The sequence below is a fragment of the Phycicoccus sp. DTK01 genome, assembly GCF_017312765.1.
In the GTDB taxonomy this organism is placed as follows: Bacteria; Actinomycetota; Actinomycetes; order Actinomycetales; family Dermatophilaceae; genus Phycicoccus; species Phycicoccus jejuensis.
Genome location: NZ_BOPU01000005.1, coordinates 314828 through 330722, shown reverse-complemented (window position 1 = coordinate 330722; position 15895 = coordinate 314828). Strand labels below are relative to the sequence as shown.

The window sequence follows — 15895 nt, the reverse complement described above, 5'->3', positions numbered from 1 at the left end:
CCTCCCGGCCGCCCCCGAAAGTCCCTACTGTCAGGCCCACGATGACACTTGTGTCAGCGATGTCCTGGCACATGACACCGGGGCTCCTCGGCGAGTCAACACACGTTCGCGCGGAAGGAGGGGCGGCGGGGAGGGGGTGGCAGGGGAGGGGGTGGCAGGGGAGGGGGCGGCGGCGAGGGGGTGGCAGGTGTAGGCGGCGGGGAGGTCAGCGGCGGCGGCCGGAGCCGCGGACGACGAGGCGTGTCGGCAGGACGATGGTCCGCGGCGGCGACTCGTCCCCGAGCAGGCGGGCGAAGAGCACCTGCGCGGCCTTCTCGCCCATCGCCGTGGGGTCCTGGTGGACGGCGGTGACCGGTGGGTCGACGAGCTCGGCCAGCTCGAAGTCGTCGTACGCGACGAGCGACAGGTCGAGCCCGAGGTGGCGCAGCGCGACGAGCGTCAGCACCGTCACGCGGTTGTTGCCGGTGACGACGGCAGTGACCGGCTCGGGGTCGGCCGCCCACTCCCCCAGCGCTGTGCGCACCGACTCGGCCGAGTGCGGCCCCATCGCGACCGGCGGGGTGCGGGGCAGCCCGAGGGAGACGTGGGTCGCGAGGAAGGACTCGCGTCGCTGGCGCGCCGTCCAGAACTCGGGGTCGTCGCCGAGGAAGCCGATGCGCCGGTGCCCGTGCGCGACGAGGTGCTCGACCGCGCTGCGCATCCCGCCGACGTTGTCGCTGAGGACCGTGTCGCAGGTCGCGCCGCGGACCGGCCGGTCGAGGTGGACGATCGGCGCCCCGGCCCCCTCGACCTCGGGGTCGGCCACCGGTGTCTCGCCGGCGGGGACGACGACGATGCCGTCGACCCGACGGGCCAGCAGCGCCCGGATGACGGCCCGCTCGCGGTTCGGGGAGTTCTCGGCCGACGCGGTGATGAGGTGGTACTGGTGCATCCGGGCCTCGCGCTCGACCCCGGCCGCGATCTGCGAGTAGAAGGGGTTGGCGAGCTCCTCGACGGCCAGCCCGATCGTGAACGTCCGTCCCTCCCGGATGGTCGCGAGCCCACCCGCACGGCGGAAACCGGTGCGCCGGATGACCTCTCTCACCCGCTCGGCGGTGTCCGGGCGCACGCCGGCCTGGTGGTTGACGACCCGCGACACGGTCTTGACCGACACGTGCGCCTCCGCGGCCACCTCGGCCATCGTGGGGCGCCCCGGTGTCCGGTTGGCCGACATCGCTGTCACCGCGTCATGACACCACACGGCGCCGCGACCAGCGAGGCGGGCGCGACGTCCACCCCGCCCGACACCCCGTTGTCCGGTCGGATGTCCTGACCGGACAAGCCCGCGTCCCGGCTTGCCGGCCGCCGCGCCCCCACCGAGGCTCGCCGCACCGGTGGGCAGCGACGCCCCCTCGACGGCCTCACCTGCCGCGTCGTCGCCGCCCCGGACAGCCGGCACGACGCCCGACGCGGGCGAGCACGGAGGACCGATGGGTGTCATGACGAGGTTCCGCGCGGGGGCCACCGTCCTCGCGGTCGCGGCCGCCACGGTGTCGGGGGCGGCGCTGCCGAGCGCCGCTGCCCCGGCGCCGGGCGACTTCTCGACCTCCTTCGAGGAGGGCCAGCCGCAGCCGGCCGACTCGAGCGTCGAGCAGGGGCCGAAGGGCCCGCTCCAGCAGAACGTCACCGGCACGGCGTCGACCGACGGCAGCCTCCTCGGCCAGGTCACCGACGTGACGGCCAGCGCCGAGAACGCCCCGAACGAGGCCGCCTCGAGCCTCGCGGACGCCAACCCCGACACCAAGTGGCTCGCCTTCGAGCCCTCCGGCTGGGTCCGCTACGAGCTCGCGAAGCCGGCGACCGTCGTGAAGTGGTCGATGACCTCGGCCAACGACTCCCCCGAGCGCGACCCGAAGGACGTCACCCTCCAGGGCTCCGCCGACGGCACGACGTGGACCGACCTCGACCGCGAGACCGGTCTCGACTTCCCGCAGCGCTTCGCGACCCTCGACTTCGAGGTCGACGCCCCCGCCGAGTACCGCTTCTACCGGCTCGACGTGACGGCCAACCACTCCGGCGGCCTCGTGCAGCTCGCCGACTGGGACATCAGCGACGGCACGACCGGCCCGGGCACCGTCTCGCCGATGGTGACGCGCACCGGTCCCGGCCCGATCTCGGGCTTCAACATCAGGCCGCTCGTCGGCTGGACCGGCGTCAAGGCCCTGCGCTACTCCGGCGGCCACACCGCGGCCGGCCGGGGCTACGCCTGGAACCGGCTGTTCGACGTCGACGTCCCCGTCGGGCACGCCAGCCGCCTCACGTACAAGATCTTCCCGGACATGGTGAGCGGCGACCTGACCTACCCGTCGACGTACACGGCCGTCGACCTGCGCTTCACCGACGGCACCTTCCTCTCGGACCTGCGGGCCACCGACGCCCACGGCACCGAGGCGAGCCCGAGCGGTCAGGGACGCGGCAAGATCCTCTACGCCAACCAGTGGAACGCCGTGACGGTCGAGCTCGGCCGGGTGGCCGCCGGGCGCACGGTCGACGCGATCCTCCTCGGCTACGACAACCCGACGGCGGCAGCCGACGCCCGCTTCGGCGGCTGGCTGGACGACGTGAGCATCGAGGGGAAGCCCGCCGTCGTCGACGGCCGCGACCTGACCAACTTCGTCGACGTCCGACGCGGCACGAACGCCTCGGGCAGCTTCTCGCGCGGCAACAACCTGCCGATCAGCGCGTTGCCCAACGGGTTCACGTTCCTCACGCCGGTCACCGACGCGACCTCCCAGTCGTGGCAGTACTACTACCAGTCGGCCAACGACGAGCAGAACCGCCCTGTCCTGCAGGGCCTGGCGGTCTCGCACGAGCCGAGCCCGTGGATGGGTGACCGCAACCAGCTGTCGGTCATGCCGTCGACCGCGTCCGGCACGCCCACCGGGGACGCCGACGCCCGCGGCCTGGCCTTCGACCACGAGACCGAGATCGCGCACCCCGACTACTACCGGGCGGTGCTCGAGGACGGCACCGTCGCCGAGCAGACCCCGGCCGACCACGGTGGCGTCTTCCGCTTCACCTTCCCGAAGGGCACCGCCACCGGCCACCTCGTCCTCGACACCGTCGACGACGACGGCGAGTTCACCGTGCAAGCCGGCACGAACACGGTGACCGGCTGGGTCGACAACGGCAGCGGCCTCTCGGCCGGCCGCAGCCGGATGTTCGTCTACGGCACGTTCTCGCAGAAGCCGACCGGCGCGGGCACCGCTCTCGATGGGCACGACGGCACTCGCTACGCCACCTTCGACACGAGCACCGACCGCGCCGTGACGCTGCGGCTCGCGACCTCGTTCATCTCGCTCGACCAGGCCAAGCACAACCACGCGCTCGAGCTGGCCGGGCGTGGCTTCGACCGCGTCCGCCAGGCCGCCAACGCCGCGTGGAACGCGCGGCTCGGGGTCGTCGAGGTCGAGGGCGCGAACGACACCGACCGCTCGACGCTGTACTCGAACCTCTACCGGCTCAACCTCTACCCCAACAGCCAGTTCGAGAACACCGGGACGGCCCGCTCGCCGAAGTACGCCTACGCGAGCCCGGTGTCGCCGAAGGACGGTGACGCCACCGCGACCCGCACCAACGCGAAGGTCGTCAAGGGCAAGATCTACGTCAACAACGGCTTCTGGGACACCTACCGGACGGTGTGGCCGGCGTACAGCCTCCTCTACCCGGAGGTCGCCGCCGAGCTGGCAGACGGCTTCGTCCAGCAGTACCGGGACGGCGGATGGGTCGCGCGCTGGTCCTCGCCGGGCTACGCCGACCTCATGACCGGCACGAGCTCGGACGTGGCGTTCGCCGACGCCTACGTCAAGGGCGTCGACCTGCCCGACCCGCTCGCGGCCTACGACGCCGCCGTGCGCAACGCCACGGTGCTGCCGACCTCGAGCGCGGTCGGCCGCAAGGGCATCGACACCTCGACCTTCAAGGGCTACACGAGCAACGCCACGCACGAGTCGGTGTCGTGGGGGCTCGAGGGCTTCGTCAACGACTACGGCATCGGCCAGATGGCGAAGAAGCTCGCGACGGACCGCAGGACCCCGAAGGACCGACGGGCCCACCTGCGCGAGGAGTCGGCGTACTTCCTCGAGCGGGCGACCCACTACGTCAACAGCTTCGACCGCGAGACCGGCTTCTTCCGCGGCCGCGCGGCGGACGGCGACTTCCCGGACGCGGCGTCCTTCGACCCGGAGGACTGGGGCGGCGACTTCACCGAGACCAACGGGTGGAACTTCGCCTTCCACGCACCGCAGGACGGCGTCGGCCTGGCCAACCTCTACGGCGGACGGGACGGCCTCGCGAAGAAGCTCGACGAGTTCTTCGCGACGCCGGAGACCGCGACGAAGCCCGGCGGCTACGGCGGGGTCATCCACGAGATGCTCGAGGCCCGCGACGTCCGGATGGGGATGCTTGGTCAGAGCAACCAGGTCTCGCACCACATCCCGTACATGTACGACTGGACGGGCCAGCAGTGGAAGACGGCCGAGAAGGTCCGCGAGATCATGCGGCGTCTCTACGTGGGCGGCGAGATCGGGCAGGGCTACCCCGGCGACGAGGACAACGGCGAGATGTCGGCGTGGTACCTGCTCTCGTCCCTCGGCATCTACCCGCTGCAGGTCGGGTCCTCGCAGTGGGCCATCGGCTCACCGAAGTTCACGAAGACGACCGTCCACCGCACGCAGGGTGACCTCGTCGTCGAGGCGCCCGGCAACTCGGAGCGGGCGATCTACGTCCAGGGCGTGAGCATCGACGGCAAGCGCCAGTCGGGCGTGTCGATCGACCAGTCGCAGCTGGCCGGCCGCACGACCGTCCGGTTCGCGATGGGGACGCGTCCCTCGTCGTTCGGCTCGCGGCCGCAGGACCTGCCGCCGTCGCTGACGAAGGGCACGGACGCGCCGAACCCGCTGCGCGACGCCACCGGCGCCGGGCGTGGCTCGGCCACGGCCACCGGTCTCGCGGACGGCAGCAGCGCCAAGTCGCTGTTCGACGACACCTCGCGCACCGCCGCGACGTTCACCACCAGGCGACCGACGGTGTCGTACACGCTCTCCGGCCCCGGGCAGCGCGCCACCTGGTACACGCTCACCTCCGGTCCCGAGAAGGGCGACCCGACGGCCTGGCGGCTCGAGGGCTCGAAGGACGGCAAGCACTGGAAGACCCTCGACCGGCGCTCCGGCGAGACCTTCCCGTGGCGGGTGCAGACCCGGCCGTTCGAGATCCGCCACCCCGGCGCGTACGCGAGCTACCGGCTCGTCGTCACCGCGGCGAACGGTGCGGTCAACCTCTCGGAGGTCGAGCTGCTGACCGACGGCACCAAGGCGGCGCGAGGACCCCTGTCGGTCACCGGTGCCGACGCGGCGGAGACCTCCGTCGGCCGCGAGTGGTCGGGCACGCTGGCGACCTTCGCCGGTGGGCGTAGCGGTCAGGAGTCGACGCCGACGGTGACGGTCGACTGGGGTGACGGCACCTCGTCCCCCGGCCGCGTCAAGGTCGGCGACCTCGGCACCTCGACGGTCAGCGGGTCGCACACGTGGGCCGAGCCGGGCTTCTACCAGCCGCGGGTCACGGTGACCTCCGGCAAGGAGTCCGCGAGCGGGCTGGCCGCCGTGACGGTGCACCAGGCCGTCGTCCCGTCGTACGCGAAGGGCTTCGACCTGCAGTGCATCGGTGACGTCGGCACGGCCGTCCCCTGTGACGGCGGCCGGTCCGGCATCGCCCGTCAGGCCCTGGCCGACGAGGGCGTCGTCCCCGGGCGGGTGCAGACCGTCCCGGGCACCGACCTGCGCTGGTCGCTGCCGGCCGTGCCGGCGGGTGAGCCCGACAGCGCGTCGGGCGCCGGGCAGACCCTCGCCGTCACCCTGGCTCCCGGCGCGACGCGGATGTCGCTCATCGGCACCGCGACGCAGAAGGACCAGGACACCACCGCGACGGTGACGTTCGACGACGGCTCGACCGCGGACTACCCGCTGCAGTACGGCGACTGGTGCGGCTCGGCGAAGTTCGGCAACACCGTGGCCGTCGAGCTGGCCTACCGGACGAACGGGACCGGGACGGACCCGTGCCGCCTCAAGCTGTTCGCCACGGCGCCGCTCGAGGTGCCGTCCGGCCGGTCCGTGGTGTCGGTGACGATGCCCGAGCAGACCGGCGACCCGCAGACGGCCGGACGCGTCCACGTGTTCGCCGTCGCCGACGACGGTGCCCCCGTCGCCCTCGACGCGGCCGGGGCGACGACCGCCCGGCGCGGCAGCGCGACGACGGTGCCGCTCGGCACGGTGTCGGGCGGCGTGCCCGGCGAGGCCTACACGGCTCGCGTGCAGTGGGGCGACGGCAGCGTGACCGAGGACGCGACGCTCGCTGCGGGCTCCGACGGCGCCGTGCGCCTCTCGGGGCGGCACACCTGGGCCGCGGCCGGCGCCTACACCGTGACGGTCCTCGCGGGCGACACCCGCTCGGACGTCGTCGGCACGCTGGTGGTCACCGTCCGCTGAGCGCGTCCGCCGCCGGCTCGACGCACGAGCTCGTTCGCGAGACCCCGGTTCCGAACCGGGGTCTCGTGGACATTTCGGGGTGACCCCGAGATGTGGAGGCGCTAGGGGAGGGTGAGGCGGGCGACGACGTGGAGGACGCCGAACGGGTCCTCGGTGAGCAGTGCCTCGCAGCGTGCGCGCCCCGGCCCATCGAGCCTGCCGAGGACACCGGCGGCCACCTGGAGCGGGGCGCGGCCGTGCACGAGGAGGTCGGCGCAGAGCGCGGGGTCGAGCGCCAGCAGCGCCTCGGGGTCGGCCGCGCGCAGCGCCGCGACGAGCGCCTCGTCGACGGCGAACGCCCGTTCGTCGAGGTGCCCGGGGGCCTTCTCGCCCCGGCGCGCGCTGCCGTCGGCCACGACGACGACCGAGGCCTCCGGATGCGACGCCGCCAGGGCCTCCCCCGCCGCCACGCAGCGGTCGACGGGCGCGTCCCACGGCACGACGACGACCTCGGCGACGGGGAGACCGGCCAGGCCGGCGAGGTGCCGGCCGACGCGCTCCCCGAGCGGCGGCCGGGTGCCGCGCTGCTCGCGGTCGGTGGCGACGACGAGGACGACGGACCCGGCGTCCGGGACGGCGGCGGCGAGCACCTCGACGGCGCACGAGCGCAGGTCGGCCACGGCGTCGGTGCGCCCGGTGTACTCGGGCAGCAGCATCGGCGCGCTGGGGACGACGACGACCGAGCGCCTCACGCGAGCCCCCTGACGGTACGGGCCGGCCGCAGGTCTCCAGCGACGACGGACACCATGTCGAGCACCTGACGCGTCTCGACGACCTCGTGCACGCGGTAGACCTGGGCCCCGAGCCACGCGCAGAGCGCCGTCGCGGCGAGCGTGCCGGTCAGCCGCTCACCCACGGGCAGGTCGAGCGACTCACCCACGAAGTCCTTGTTGGACAACGAGACCAGCGTCGGCCAGCCGAGCGACGTCAGCTCGTCGAGCCGCCGGGTCACCTCGAGCGAGTGCCACGTGTTCTTCCCGAAGTCGTGCGCCGGGTCGATGATGACCCGCTCGCGCTCCACGCCCATCGACACCGCGCGCTCGGCCTGGCGCAGCAGCGACGACCGCGCGTCGGCCACGACGTCGTCGTACTCGATGCGGTGCGGCCGGGTCCGCGGCGTCACTCCGCCGGTGTGCGTGCAGACCAGCGCCGCACCGAACTCGGCTGCGACGGTGGGCAGCTCGGGATCAGCCCCGCCCCACGCGTCGTTGATGAGATCGGCCCCGACCTCGCAGACGGCGCGGGCGACCTCGCTGCGCCAGGTGTCCACGCTGATGACGAGGTCGGGGTACTCGCCGCGGACGCGCTCGACGAAGCCGACCACCCGTCGCTTCTCCTCGGCGGCGTCGATCTCGACCCCGGGTGCGGCCTTGATGCCGCCGATGTCGACGATGTCGGCGCCCTGCTCGGCGACCATCCGGACGCGGTCCAGGGCAGCGTCCTCGGCCCAGCTGATGCCCTTGTCGTAGAACGAGTCCGGCGTGCGGTTGACGATCGCCATCACCAGGCGCGCCGAGGCGGGGTACTCGTGCCGACCCAGCCGGAGCACCGCCCCACGTCCCGCAGCGGACCCGCTCATCGCACCGTCTCCGTCCTGCTGGCGTAGCCCTCGACCGTCACGGCCGGCGGCCGCTCGGCGAGGTCGACCTCGCGGGGCCGTGGCGTGAAACCCTCGGCCGTCCGCTCGTACTGCTTCAGGGTGGCGCGGCCGTCCGCGACGCCGGCCGCCGCCTCGACGCCCCGACCGAGCCGGGCCTCGACCGCGGCCAGCACCTGGACGGCCATCGGACCGAGCGTGTCGTGGCGGTGGTGCCGGTGCGTGCGACGGCCGAGGTCGACCTGCGCCACGGCGTCCGCCCCGAGGAGGGCGGCGGTGTCGACGAGAGCCGCGATCTCGACCCCGTAGCCGACCGGCACCGAGAACCGCTCGAAGGCGGAGCGCCGCACCGCCCACTCGCCGGCCAGCGGCTGGACGAGCCCCGCGAGCTCCGGGTGGTGCAGCGCGAGGAGCGGCCGGGCGACGAGCTCGGTCACGCGACCGCCCGTCTCGGCCTCCCGGCCCTCGGCGTCGAGGAGCGGCCGGTCGTAGACGGCCTTGACGAGGGCGACCCCCGGGTCGGTGAGCAGCGGGCCGAGCAGGCCGCTCACGAAGTGCGTCCCCCACTCGACAAGGTCGGCGTCGAGGAAGACGAGCACGTCGCCGTTGGTCACGTGCAGGGCCTTCCACAGCGCCTCGCCCTTGCCGCGGGCCGGCCCGAGCCCGGGCAGGACCTCGGCGGCCGCGTGCACGGTAGCGCCGGCGGCGCGCGCGACCTCGGCGGTGCGGTCGGTGGAGTCGGAGTCGATGACGACGAGCTCGTCGACCAGCGGCACGTCCTCCACCCACGCCCGGCGCACCCCGGCCACGACGTCGCCGACGGTCGCCTCCTCGTCCCGCGCGGGGATCACCACCGAGACGGTCGTGGCGCCCTTGGCGGCGAGCAGGTCGGGGACCGACGGCCCGGGGCCGCTCACGGTGCGGACCGGCATCAGGCCCCGCCGGGGGTGGGACGACGGAAGACGGCGAGCAGGCCACCGGCCGCGAGCAGACCACCGACGGCCGCGGCCAGGCCCCACCACGCGCCGGCGAGGTCGAGCCCCGCGGCGGCGTCGACGGACCAGCCGCCCGGGCCCACGACCGCGAGCGCGACGGCGGCCATCGCGACGAGGAGCACGTACTCCCAGCCGCCCTTGAACACGAAGTAGCCCTTGCCGCGGTGGTCGGTCAGGGCGGCGACGGCCATGAGCCCGACGAAGGCCATGGCGGCGAGACCGGTGAGCAGGCCGAGGGTCACGAGCACGCCGGCGACGATCTCGGTGCCGGCGGCGAGCCGCGCGTGCAGCCACCCCGGGCGCAGGCCGAGCGACTCGAACCATCCGGCCGTGCCGGACAGCCCACCGCCGCCCCACACCTTGTTCACGCCGTGGAGGACGAGCATCGGCCCGAGGGCGAGCCGCAGCACGAGCATCCCGAGGTCGAGGTCCATCCCGCTCCCGTCAGTCGCCCCGCGCACCGGCGGGGTGGCCCGGCGAGCCCGGGCCGTGGCCCGGTCGGGCCGCCATCACTCTAGGTCTCGGCGCCGGTCGGTCAGGCGGTGACCTCGACGCCCTTCCAGAAGGCGTAGCGGCCGGTGATCTCGCGGGCGGCGTCCTTCGGCTCCGGGTAGTACCAGGCGGCGTCGGCGTTGACCGTGCCGTCGACCTCGAGGCTCTTGTAGCTCGCGGTTCCCTTCCACGGGCAGACCGTCGTCGTGCCCGAGGGGCGCATCAGGTCCTCGCGGACCGACTCGGCGGGGAAGTAGTGGTTGCCCTCGACGACGACGGTGTCGTCGCTCTCGGCGACGACGGTCCCGTTCCAGATGGCCTTCATGTCCGCTCCTTCGCGTGGGTCTGCGGCCGGGCGCTCCCGGTCACGGGCGGAAACACCCGACGGGCGGGCCCTCTTCCCGGGCGGCGAGCGCTTGTCGAAGCCTGTGTCCCGGGTGAGGATGGGCCGGTGACCGACACCGCCGCCCGCGCCACCCACCTCCTCGAGCTGCACCGTGCCCCGGAGCTGCTCACCGTCGTCAACGTCTGGGACGTCGTCTCCACCACCGTCGTGGCGGACGTGCCCGGCACGCGGGCCATCGCCACGGCATCGCACTCGATCGCCGCGATGCTCGGCTACGAGGACGGCGAGAACATCCCGGTCGACGAGATGCTGGCCGCGGTCGAGCGCATCGTGCGTGCCACCGACCTGCCGGTCACGGCCGACCTCGAGTCCGGGTACGGCGACCCGGCCGGCACGGTCGTCCGCGCGGTCGACCTCGGCGTCGTCGGGGCGAACCTCGAGGACGGGATGCGCCCGCTCGCCGACTCCGTCCGGGCCGTCGAGGCCGCGATGGGCGCCGCCCGTGACGCCGGCGTGCCGGACTTCTGCCTCAACGCCCGCACCGACGCGTTCGTCAAGGCCGAGGGCCGCAGCCCGCAGGAGTGCCTCGACGCGGCCATCGAGCGCGGCCGGGCCTACCTCGACGCCGGCGCCCCGCTGGTGTTCGTCCCCCGGGCCACCGAGCGCGCGCACGTCGAGGCGCTGGTCGAGGCGTTCGGCCCGCAGCGCCTGACCCTCATCGGCGTCCCGGGCACCCTCCCCCTGGCCGAGCTCGAGCAGCTCGGGGTCGCCCGCGTCTCGTACGGGCCGTGGTCGCAGCGGGTGGCGCTCACCGCCCTGCAGCAGCTCGTCGAGGGCGTGCACGAGGGCCGCGGCCTGCCCGAGGGCACCCGACCGCTCAACTGACCCCCGGGTCGGCGTCGGTCAGCCGGCGTCGACCGGCACGAGCGGGTGGATGGCGATGTCGCCGGCCAGCGCGCCCTGCGCGGCCCCCATCGCCGCGGCGATGTGCGGCGAGGCCATGTGCGCGTCGAGCGCCTCCTGCCCGGTCCAGCGCTCGACGGTGACGAAGACGCCCGGGGCGGAGGCCGACTCGTAGAGGTCGTACGCGAGGCAGCCCTCCTCCTGCCGGGTGGCCTCGACGAGCGTGCGCAGCGCCGCACGGAGCGGCTCGACGTGCTCGGGCGCGGCGGGGATGGTGGCGACGACGTGCAGCTCGGCCATGGGGGTCTCCGTTGCTCGGGGAGCCCCAGCGTAGGGCGCCGGGCGCCGTCCACGGCCGCGCCGAGCGGCCGGCCTCTCAGGACTCGGCGAGGGCCTTCCAGGTGAGCAGCTGGCGGCGGGCCATCACGAGGTCGCCGACCGCGACGGCGGGCGCGAGCAGGCGTCCCCGCGCCATGACGAGCTTGAGCAGCAGCCGCGTCGAGGAATCACCGGTGGGCTCGAGCCGGTAGCTCATGACCGCACCGAGGATGCGCCCGGTCAGCTCGCGCCCGGGTGCGACGGCCACGACCCGGCCCACCGGGCGGCCGGCGGTGCTCGTGAACGGGTCGCCGACCGCGAGCGGCGGGAGGTCGAGGAGCTCCCGGGGCGAGGGGCGCCCGAGGTTGTCGACCCAGTCGTAGGAGTAGGGCGCGACCCGCAGCTGCGTCACCCACGGCCACACCCGCTCGGGCGGAGCGTCCACCGTCACGCCGCGCCAGGCCTGCAGCGCCGGCCGGGGCACGATCGCGTCGCACCCGTAGCGCAAGGCGACCTCGTCGTCCGTCACGCCCCAGCGGTCACCGATCACGGGTCCATCCTCCCGGACGCGCCGGCCGGAGCGCGACGAGGGCGCCGGCCTCCCGGAGGGGTGGGAGGCCGGCGCCCGGGGTCGACGGGGCGAGGGGGACGGGGTCAGCCGCGGGGCTGGATCTCGCCCATCGGGCCGAAGCCGTCGACCTCCTCGGCGTCCACGTAGATGATCTGCGGCTGCGCCGAGACGATGTCGGGCATCTCGCGCATGAACCGCTCGACGTGCGGCTGCGCCATGTGCTCCTTGCCGGCCGCGTCGTCGCGGAAGCCCTCGATGCAGACGAACGTGCGCGGCTCGTGCACGCTCTCGGAGAACTCGAAGAAGACGTTGCCCGGCTCGGCCGTGACGTGCTCGACGTAGTACTGCGAGAGCTCCTTCCACTCCTCGAGCCGGTCCTCGCGGATCGGGAACTTGACGGTGATGAGGATCAAGGGGCTCTCCTTCTGCCGGGGGGGTCCGTACCGGCTCCACGGTAGGGGCGCGGCGGTGGTGGCGACCCGTCCGGCCCGCAGCAGCCGGGTCGGACGGGTCGCCGGATCAGAGGGCCGCCGGGGCGGCGGGGGGCTCCGCGGCCGGCGGCCGGGCGGCACCCGAGCGCCCGTCGACGAGCGCCTGGATGCGGGCACCGGCGACCGCCGAGGCCCACCCGAGGACGGCGCCGACGACGACGGCGACGACGGTCGACCAGAAGGACGCCCCGTTGCCGAAGTACGACGCCGCGCCGAAGAACGCGCCGGGGATGAACGACAGGACGAACCAGCCGGCCTGCAGGCACATCGCGGCGGCGATGACCGCGACCGCGACCGCGAGCGCGCCGGGGAACGTGGCGACGCCGGCGAACCAGACGGCCAGCCAGCCGTAGACGACGCCGGACAGCGCCGAGGCGAGGATGCGGACGAACCCGTCCCGGTTGCCGCCGGCGGCGTAGAAGCCGGCCCACACGACGAACGCGATCCAGGTGACCAGGCCCAGCTCGACGCTGACCTGCGTCCAGATGCCCGCGAGGACGCCGATGGACACGGCGACTCCGATGTAGCTCTTCACGACGGACTCCTTCGTCCGGGAGGTGAGGGGGGGTCGCGCCCGGTCAGGGCACGAGGATGGCGCGGCCGCGGACGGCGCCGTTGTCGAGGTCGGTGACGGCCTGCTGGAAGTCGTCGAGCGCGTACTTCTGCGTGTGCAGCGTGACCAGCCCCTTGGCGGCGAGCGCCATGAGGTCCTGGAGGTCGTTGTACGAGCCGACGAGGTTGCCGATGACGTTCTTCTCGCTCGAGATGAGGTCGATCGTCGGGACGTCGACGTTCTCGCCGTAGCCGACGACGTGGTAGTCGCCGGCCTGCCGGGTCATCGCGAGGCCCTCGGCCGTCGAGCCGTTCTCCCCGACGAAGTCGACGACCACCTCGGCCCCGTGGCCGCCGGTGAGGTCGAGCACGGCCTCGACCTGGTTGCCGTCGGCCGCGACCCCCTCGTCCGCCCCGATCGAGCGGGCGAGGTCGAGCGCGGCCGGGATGCGGTCGACGACGACGATCCGGGCCGGCGTCAGGGCCTTGAGGACCTGGATCCCGATGTGCCCCAACCCTCCTGCGCCGATGACGACGCAGGTGTCGCGGGGCGTGAGGCGCCGGGCCGCCTTGGCGGCCGCGTGGTAGGCGGTGAGCCCCGCGTCGGCGAGGGCCGCGACGTCCGACGGCTCGAGCGAGTCGTCGATCCGGACGCAGGAGCGCGCCGAGGTCAGCAGGTACTCGGCGTACCCGCCGTGGGTGTCGATGCCCGGGAACGCGCTGTTCTCGCAGTGCACGTCGTCGCCCGAGCGGCACGCGCGGCACAGGCCGCACGTGACGAGCGGGTGCAGGATGACCTTGTCGCCCTCCGTGACGTTGGTGACCGCCGACCCGACGGCGTGCACCCACCCGGCGTTCTCGTGGCCGATCGTGTACGGCAGCGCGACCTGTGACTTCTCGGCCCACTGCCCCTCGAGGATGTGGAGGTCGGTGCGGCACACGCCCGCCCCGCCGATCCGGACGACGACGTCCCACGGGCCGGTGGCCTCCGGGACGGCCTTCTCCGTCATCTCGAGCTTCTCGTGGTAGCCGACCACCTGGACGGCTCGCATGGTGCTCATGGGTAGGACTCCTTCGGGGTGGCGTCGGCGACAGCGGTGCCGCGGGTGACGGGGGTGAGGGGCAGCAGCAGGTGGTGGTCGGCGGGCTCCGCCCCGTCGGGCCGGGGCGCCTGGTCGGCGCCGGAGCCCTCGTAGCGGGTGCGCAGCAGGCCGCGGCAGAAGTGCGCGTTGCCGTCGATGCTGATGCGGGTCGAGCGGGCCCGGCGCAGGAACATCGCCGTGTCGCCGGCCACCGGCGGCCGGCCCTCGTGGTCGACGAGGACCGGCGCGTCCGGCGCGTCGGGCAGCCCGAGCGCCGACCGACGGGACAGGAGCGCGTCGCGCTCCCGGCCGGCCGGCAGGTCGCGCAGGCGCACCGACCCCAGCCCGTCCTCCGCGAGAGTGGAGTCCGCCCGCAGCAGGGCGGTCAGGCAGCGTTCCATGGCGGCGGTGTGGGCCTTGCGGCGGAAGGTGGCCCGCAGCTCCTCGAGGTCCTTCTCGGCCTCGTGCCCGAACGTCCCCCGGTACCCCGCGTCCGCGGCGAGCCCGCGGTTGATGAGGTCGGAGTCATGGTGGTCGTCGAGCTCGACGACCACCCGCCCGACCCCCGCGAGGCCGGTCAGGGCGTCCTTGCTGTCGGAGGCCATGAGGTAGGCGAAGTTCGGGGAGCAGAACGACGTCGGGAGGCGCAGGTGCACCGTGACGTCGCCGCCGTCGACCTCGACGGAGCGGACGAAGCCGAGGTCGGTGATCGGCTCGTCGAGCTCGGGGTCGAGGACGCCGGAGAGCGCGGCCCGGACGTCGGCGTCGGTGACGTCCCGCGTGGCGAGGGCGGTCATCAGACCGTCGCCAGGTCGGCGGCCTCGGGGTCGCGCGGGCCGGTCTCGGTCGCGTCGGCCTCGGGCAGGCGCAGCTCGGCGGGCACGTCGATGCCGTACATCTTCGCGGCGTTGAGGCCGAGGATCTTCTTCTTCTGCGCCGTCGTGACGGGCGCGTACTCGCTCATGTCCTCGGGGATCTGGAAGTCGACGAACTTCTCGACGAGCCACTTCGGCGTCCAGATCGCGTAGTCGCTCGAGAAGAAGATGCGGTCCTCGCCGATCCAGTAGAGGAGCTCGCCCAGGATCTGCGCGAAGTAGCGCGGCCGGGTGTGCATGAACGGCATCGCGACGGCGAGCCCGCCGTAGACGTTCGGCTCCTGGGTGGCGATCCAGCAGAAGTCCTCGAGGCGCGGCAGGCCGACGTGCTCGACGATGAAGTTGAGGTCGGTGAAGTCGGTCGCCACGTGGTCGATGTCGGCGACGTCGAAGGCGTCGCGGTCCAGCGGCCGGATGGTGGGGCCCTTGTGGATGTGGATGTTCGTGACGCCGAGCTCCCGGCAGGCCTCGAGGTAGCGGTAGGCCCACGGGTCGGTGAGCTTCCAGCCGCGCGACTCCCCGTGCCACTCGGCGGTGTAGAGCTTGACCCCGGTGAACTTCATCTTCTCGTGGTCGGCCCGGAGCTGCTCGAGTCCCTGCTCGCCGTTGCGCGGGTCCCAGTTGTGGTTGTACGTCAGCCGGCCGGGGTTCGCGGCGGCGAGCTCGTACGCCTCCTCGGTCTGACCGAAACCGTTGCGGTAGAACTCGGTCAGGGCTGCCGGCTGGAAGATGGCGTGGTCGACGTAGCCGTCCTCGAAAAGGTCCTTCATGAGGCGCTGACCGCCCTGGTAGAGGTACTCGTCGTAGGTCCACACCTCGCTCTCCGGCGACAGGTTGCGGTGGTAGTCGTAGAAGCAGTCGATGAACTGCTTGCCGTGGACGTTGCGCAGGTTCTCCGCCCGCGCGTCCCAGAGCGCGATGTGCGCGTCGACGATGAAGTAGCTCTCGCCGTCCTTGGTGTACATCCCCGATGTCTCCGTTTCCCCACGACCTCGTCGTCGTGGACCCCACCGACGCTAGGTCGGCCCCCCGGAGGCGTCCCAGACCCCTCGTGTCCCACTTTGGGACACGGATCGCTGGCCGCCCGGACGGTGCGGGGTTACCGTCGGGAGG

The 15895-nt window shown here is 73.4% G+C and carries 15 protein-coding genes; 2 read left to right on the top strand and 13 right to left on the bottom strand.

What is annotated here, in order from left to right:
- Positions 1–205: 205 nt before the first annotated feature.
- Positions 206–1213 carry a LacI family DNA-binding transcriptional regulator gene (locus J3473_RS13445; RefSeq protein ID WP_242525864.1) on the bottom strand — a complete coding sequence of 336 codons (1008 nt, stop codon included), beginning with the start codon at positions 1211–1213 and terminating at the stop codon, positions 206–208.
- Positions 1214–1478: 265 nt separating this feature from the next.
- Between J3473_RS13445 and J3473_RS13440 the strand changes: the two genes are divergently transcribed.
- Positions 1479–6521, top strand: coding sequence for a GH92 family glycosyl hydrolase (locus tag J3473_RS13440; protein WP_242525861.1), 5043 nt, complete (start codon positions 1479–1481; stop codon positions 6519–6521).
- 101 nt (positions 6522–6622) lie between these two features.
- Here J3473_RS13440 and J3473_RS13435 read toward each other — a convergent pair whose 3' ends face one another.
- From J3473_RS13435 to J3473_RS13415, 5 genes are all read right to left on the bottom strand, one after another.
- Positions 6623–7252 (bottom strand): hypothetical protein, encoded by a 630-nt coding sequence (locus J3473_RS13435; RefSeq protein ID WP_207024157.1) that lies wholly within the window; start codon positions 7250–7252, stop codon positions 6623–6625.
- Complete coding sequence (folP, locus tag J3473_RS13430; protein ID WP_207024155.1) at positions 7249–8139, bottom strand: dihydropteroate synthase; 891 nt, start codon at positions 8137–8139, stop codon at positions 7249–7251. The genes J3473_RS13435 and folP overlap by 4 nt, the downstream gene beginning before the upstream one ends.
- Positions 8136–9089: a glucosyl-3-phosphoglycerate synthase gene (locus tag J3473_RS13425; protein ID WP_207024154.1), complete on the bottom strand. Its 954-nt coding sequence runs from the start codon at positions 9087–9089 to the stop codon at positions 8136–8138. The genes folP and J3473_RS13425 overlap by 4 nt, the downstream gene beginning before the upstream one ends.
- The gene (locus J3473_RS13420) at positions 9089–9586 is read right to left on the bottom strand and encodes a DoxX family protein (RefSeq protein ID WP_030526962.1); all 498 of its coding nucleotides are present in this window, start codon (positions 9584–9586) and stop codon (positions 9089–9091) included. The genes J3473_RS13425 and J3473_RS13420 overlap by 1 nt, the downstream gene beginning before the upstream one ends.
- Before the next feature lie 101 nt (positions 9587–9687).
- A complete protein-coding gene (locus tag J3473_RS13415) occupies positions 9688–9969 on the bottom strand; it encodes a DUF427 domain-containing protein (protein WP_030526963.1) in 282 nt (93 codons plus the stop codon).
- A 126-nt stretch (positions 9970–10095) separates the two neighbouring features.
- Between J3473_RS13415 and J3473_RS13410 the strand changes: the two genes are divergently transcribed.
- On the top strand, positions 10096–10875 hold the full coding sequence (locus tag J3473_RS13410; RefSeq protein ID WP_207024152.1) for an isocitrate lyase/phosphoenolpyruvate mutase family protein: 780 nt from the start codon (positions 10096–10098) through the stop codon (positions 10873–10875).
- 18 nt (positions 10876–10893) lie between these two features.
- Here J3473_RS13410 and J3473_RS13405 read toward each other — a convergent pair whose 3' ends face one another.
- The 7 genes from J3473_RS13405 to J3473_RS13375 all read right to left on the bottom strand — a co-directional run bounded on the left by J3473_RS13405 (position 10894) and on the right by J3473_RS13375 (position 15747).
- The gene (locus tag J3473_RS13405) at positions 10894–11193 is read right to left on the bottom strand and encodes a putative quinol monooxygenase (RefSeq protein WP_030526965.1); all 300 of its coding nucleotides are present in this window, start codon (positions 11191–11193) and stop codon (positions 10894–10896) included.
- Between the two features lie 76 nt (positions 11194–11269).
- Positions 11270–11761 (bottom strand): SRPBCC family protein, encoded by a 492-nt coding sequence (locus J3473_RS13400; RefSeq protein ID WP_207024150.1) that lies wholly within the window; start codon positions 11759–11761, stop codon positions 11270–11272.
- Positions 11762–11865: 104 nt separating this feature from the next.
- Positions 11866–12195 carry a putative quinol monooxygenase gene (locus J3473_RS13395; protein WP_207024148.1) on the bottom strand — a complete coding sequence of 110 codons (330 nt, stop codon included), beginning with the start codon at positions 12193–12195 and terminating at the stop codon, positions 11866–11868.
- Positions 12196–12301: 106 nt separating this feature from the next.
- Positions 12302–12808, bottom strand: a complete 507-nt coding sequence (locus J3473_RS13390; protein ID WP_051750222.1) for a DUF1097 domain-containing protein — start codon at positions 12806–12808, stop codon at positions 12302–12304.
- Positions 12809–12851: 43 nt separating this feature from the next.
- Complete coding sequence (locus J3473_RS13385; protein WP_207024146.1) at positions 12852–13886, bottom strand: NAD(P)-dependent alcohol dehydrogenase; 1035 nt, start codon at positions 13884–13886, stop codon at positions 12852–12854.
- Positions 13883–14704 carry an iron-sulfur cluster assembly protein gene (locus J3473_RS13380; RefSeq protein ID WP_207024144.1) on the bottom strand — a complete coding sequence of 274 codons (822 nt, stop codon included), beginning with the start codon at positions 14702–14704 and terminating at the stop codon, positions 13883–13885. The genes J3473_RS13385 and J3473_RS13380 overlap by 4 nt, the downstream gene beginning before the upstream one ends.
- Entirely contained in the window at positions 14704–15747 is a 1044-nt protein-coding gene (locus tag J3473_RS13375) for an amidohydrolase family protein (RefSeq protein ID WP_030526971.1), read from the bottom strand. Before J3473_RS13375 ends, J3473_RS13380 begins: the two co-directional genes overlap by 1 nt.
- Positions 15748–15895 lie beyond the last annotated feature (148 nt).

Coding starts and splice junctions, on each gene's coding strand:
- J3473_RS13445 (WP_242525864.1), bottom strand. CDS start 1,213: ATGTCGGCCAACCGGACACCGGGGCGCCCCACGATGGCCGAGGTGGCC.
- J3473_RS13440 (WP_242525861.1), top strand. CDS start 1,479: ATGACGAGGTTCCGCGCGGGGGCCACCGTCCTCGCGGTCGCGGCCGCC.
- folP (WP_207024155.1), bottom strand. CDS start 8,139: ATGAGCGGGTCCGCTGCGGGACGTGGGGCGGTGCTCCGGCTGGGTCGG.
- J3473_RS13425 (WP_207024154.1), bottom strand. CDS start 9,089: ATGCCGGTCCGCACCGTGAGCGGCCCCGGGCCGTCGGTCCCCGACCTG.
- J3473_RS13420 (WP_030526962.1), bottom strand. CDS start 9,586: ATGGACCTCGACCTCGGGATGCTCGTGCTGCGGCTCGCCCTCGGGCCG.
- J3473_RS13415 (WP_030526963.1), bottom strand. CDS start 9,969: ATGAAGGCCATCTGGAACGGGACCGTCGTCGCCGAGAGCGACGACACC.
- J3473_RS13405 (WP_030526965.1), bottom strand. CDS start 11,193: ATGGCCGAGCTGCACGTCGTCGCCACCATCCCCGCCGCGCCCGAGCAC.
- J3473_RS13385 (WP_207024146.1), bottom strand. CDS start 13,886: ATGAGCACCATGCGAGCCGTCCAGGTGGTCGGCTACCACGAGAAGCTC.
- J3473_RS13380 (WP_207024144.1), bottom strand. CDS start 14,704: ATGACCGCCCTCGCCACGCGGGACGTCACCGACGCCGACGTCCGGGCC.
- J3473_RS13375 (WP_030526971.1), bottom strand. CDS start 15,747: ATGTACACCAAGGACGGCGAGAGCTACTTCATCGTCGACGCGCACATC.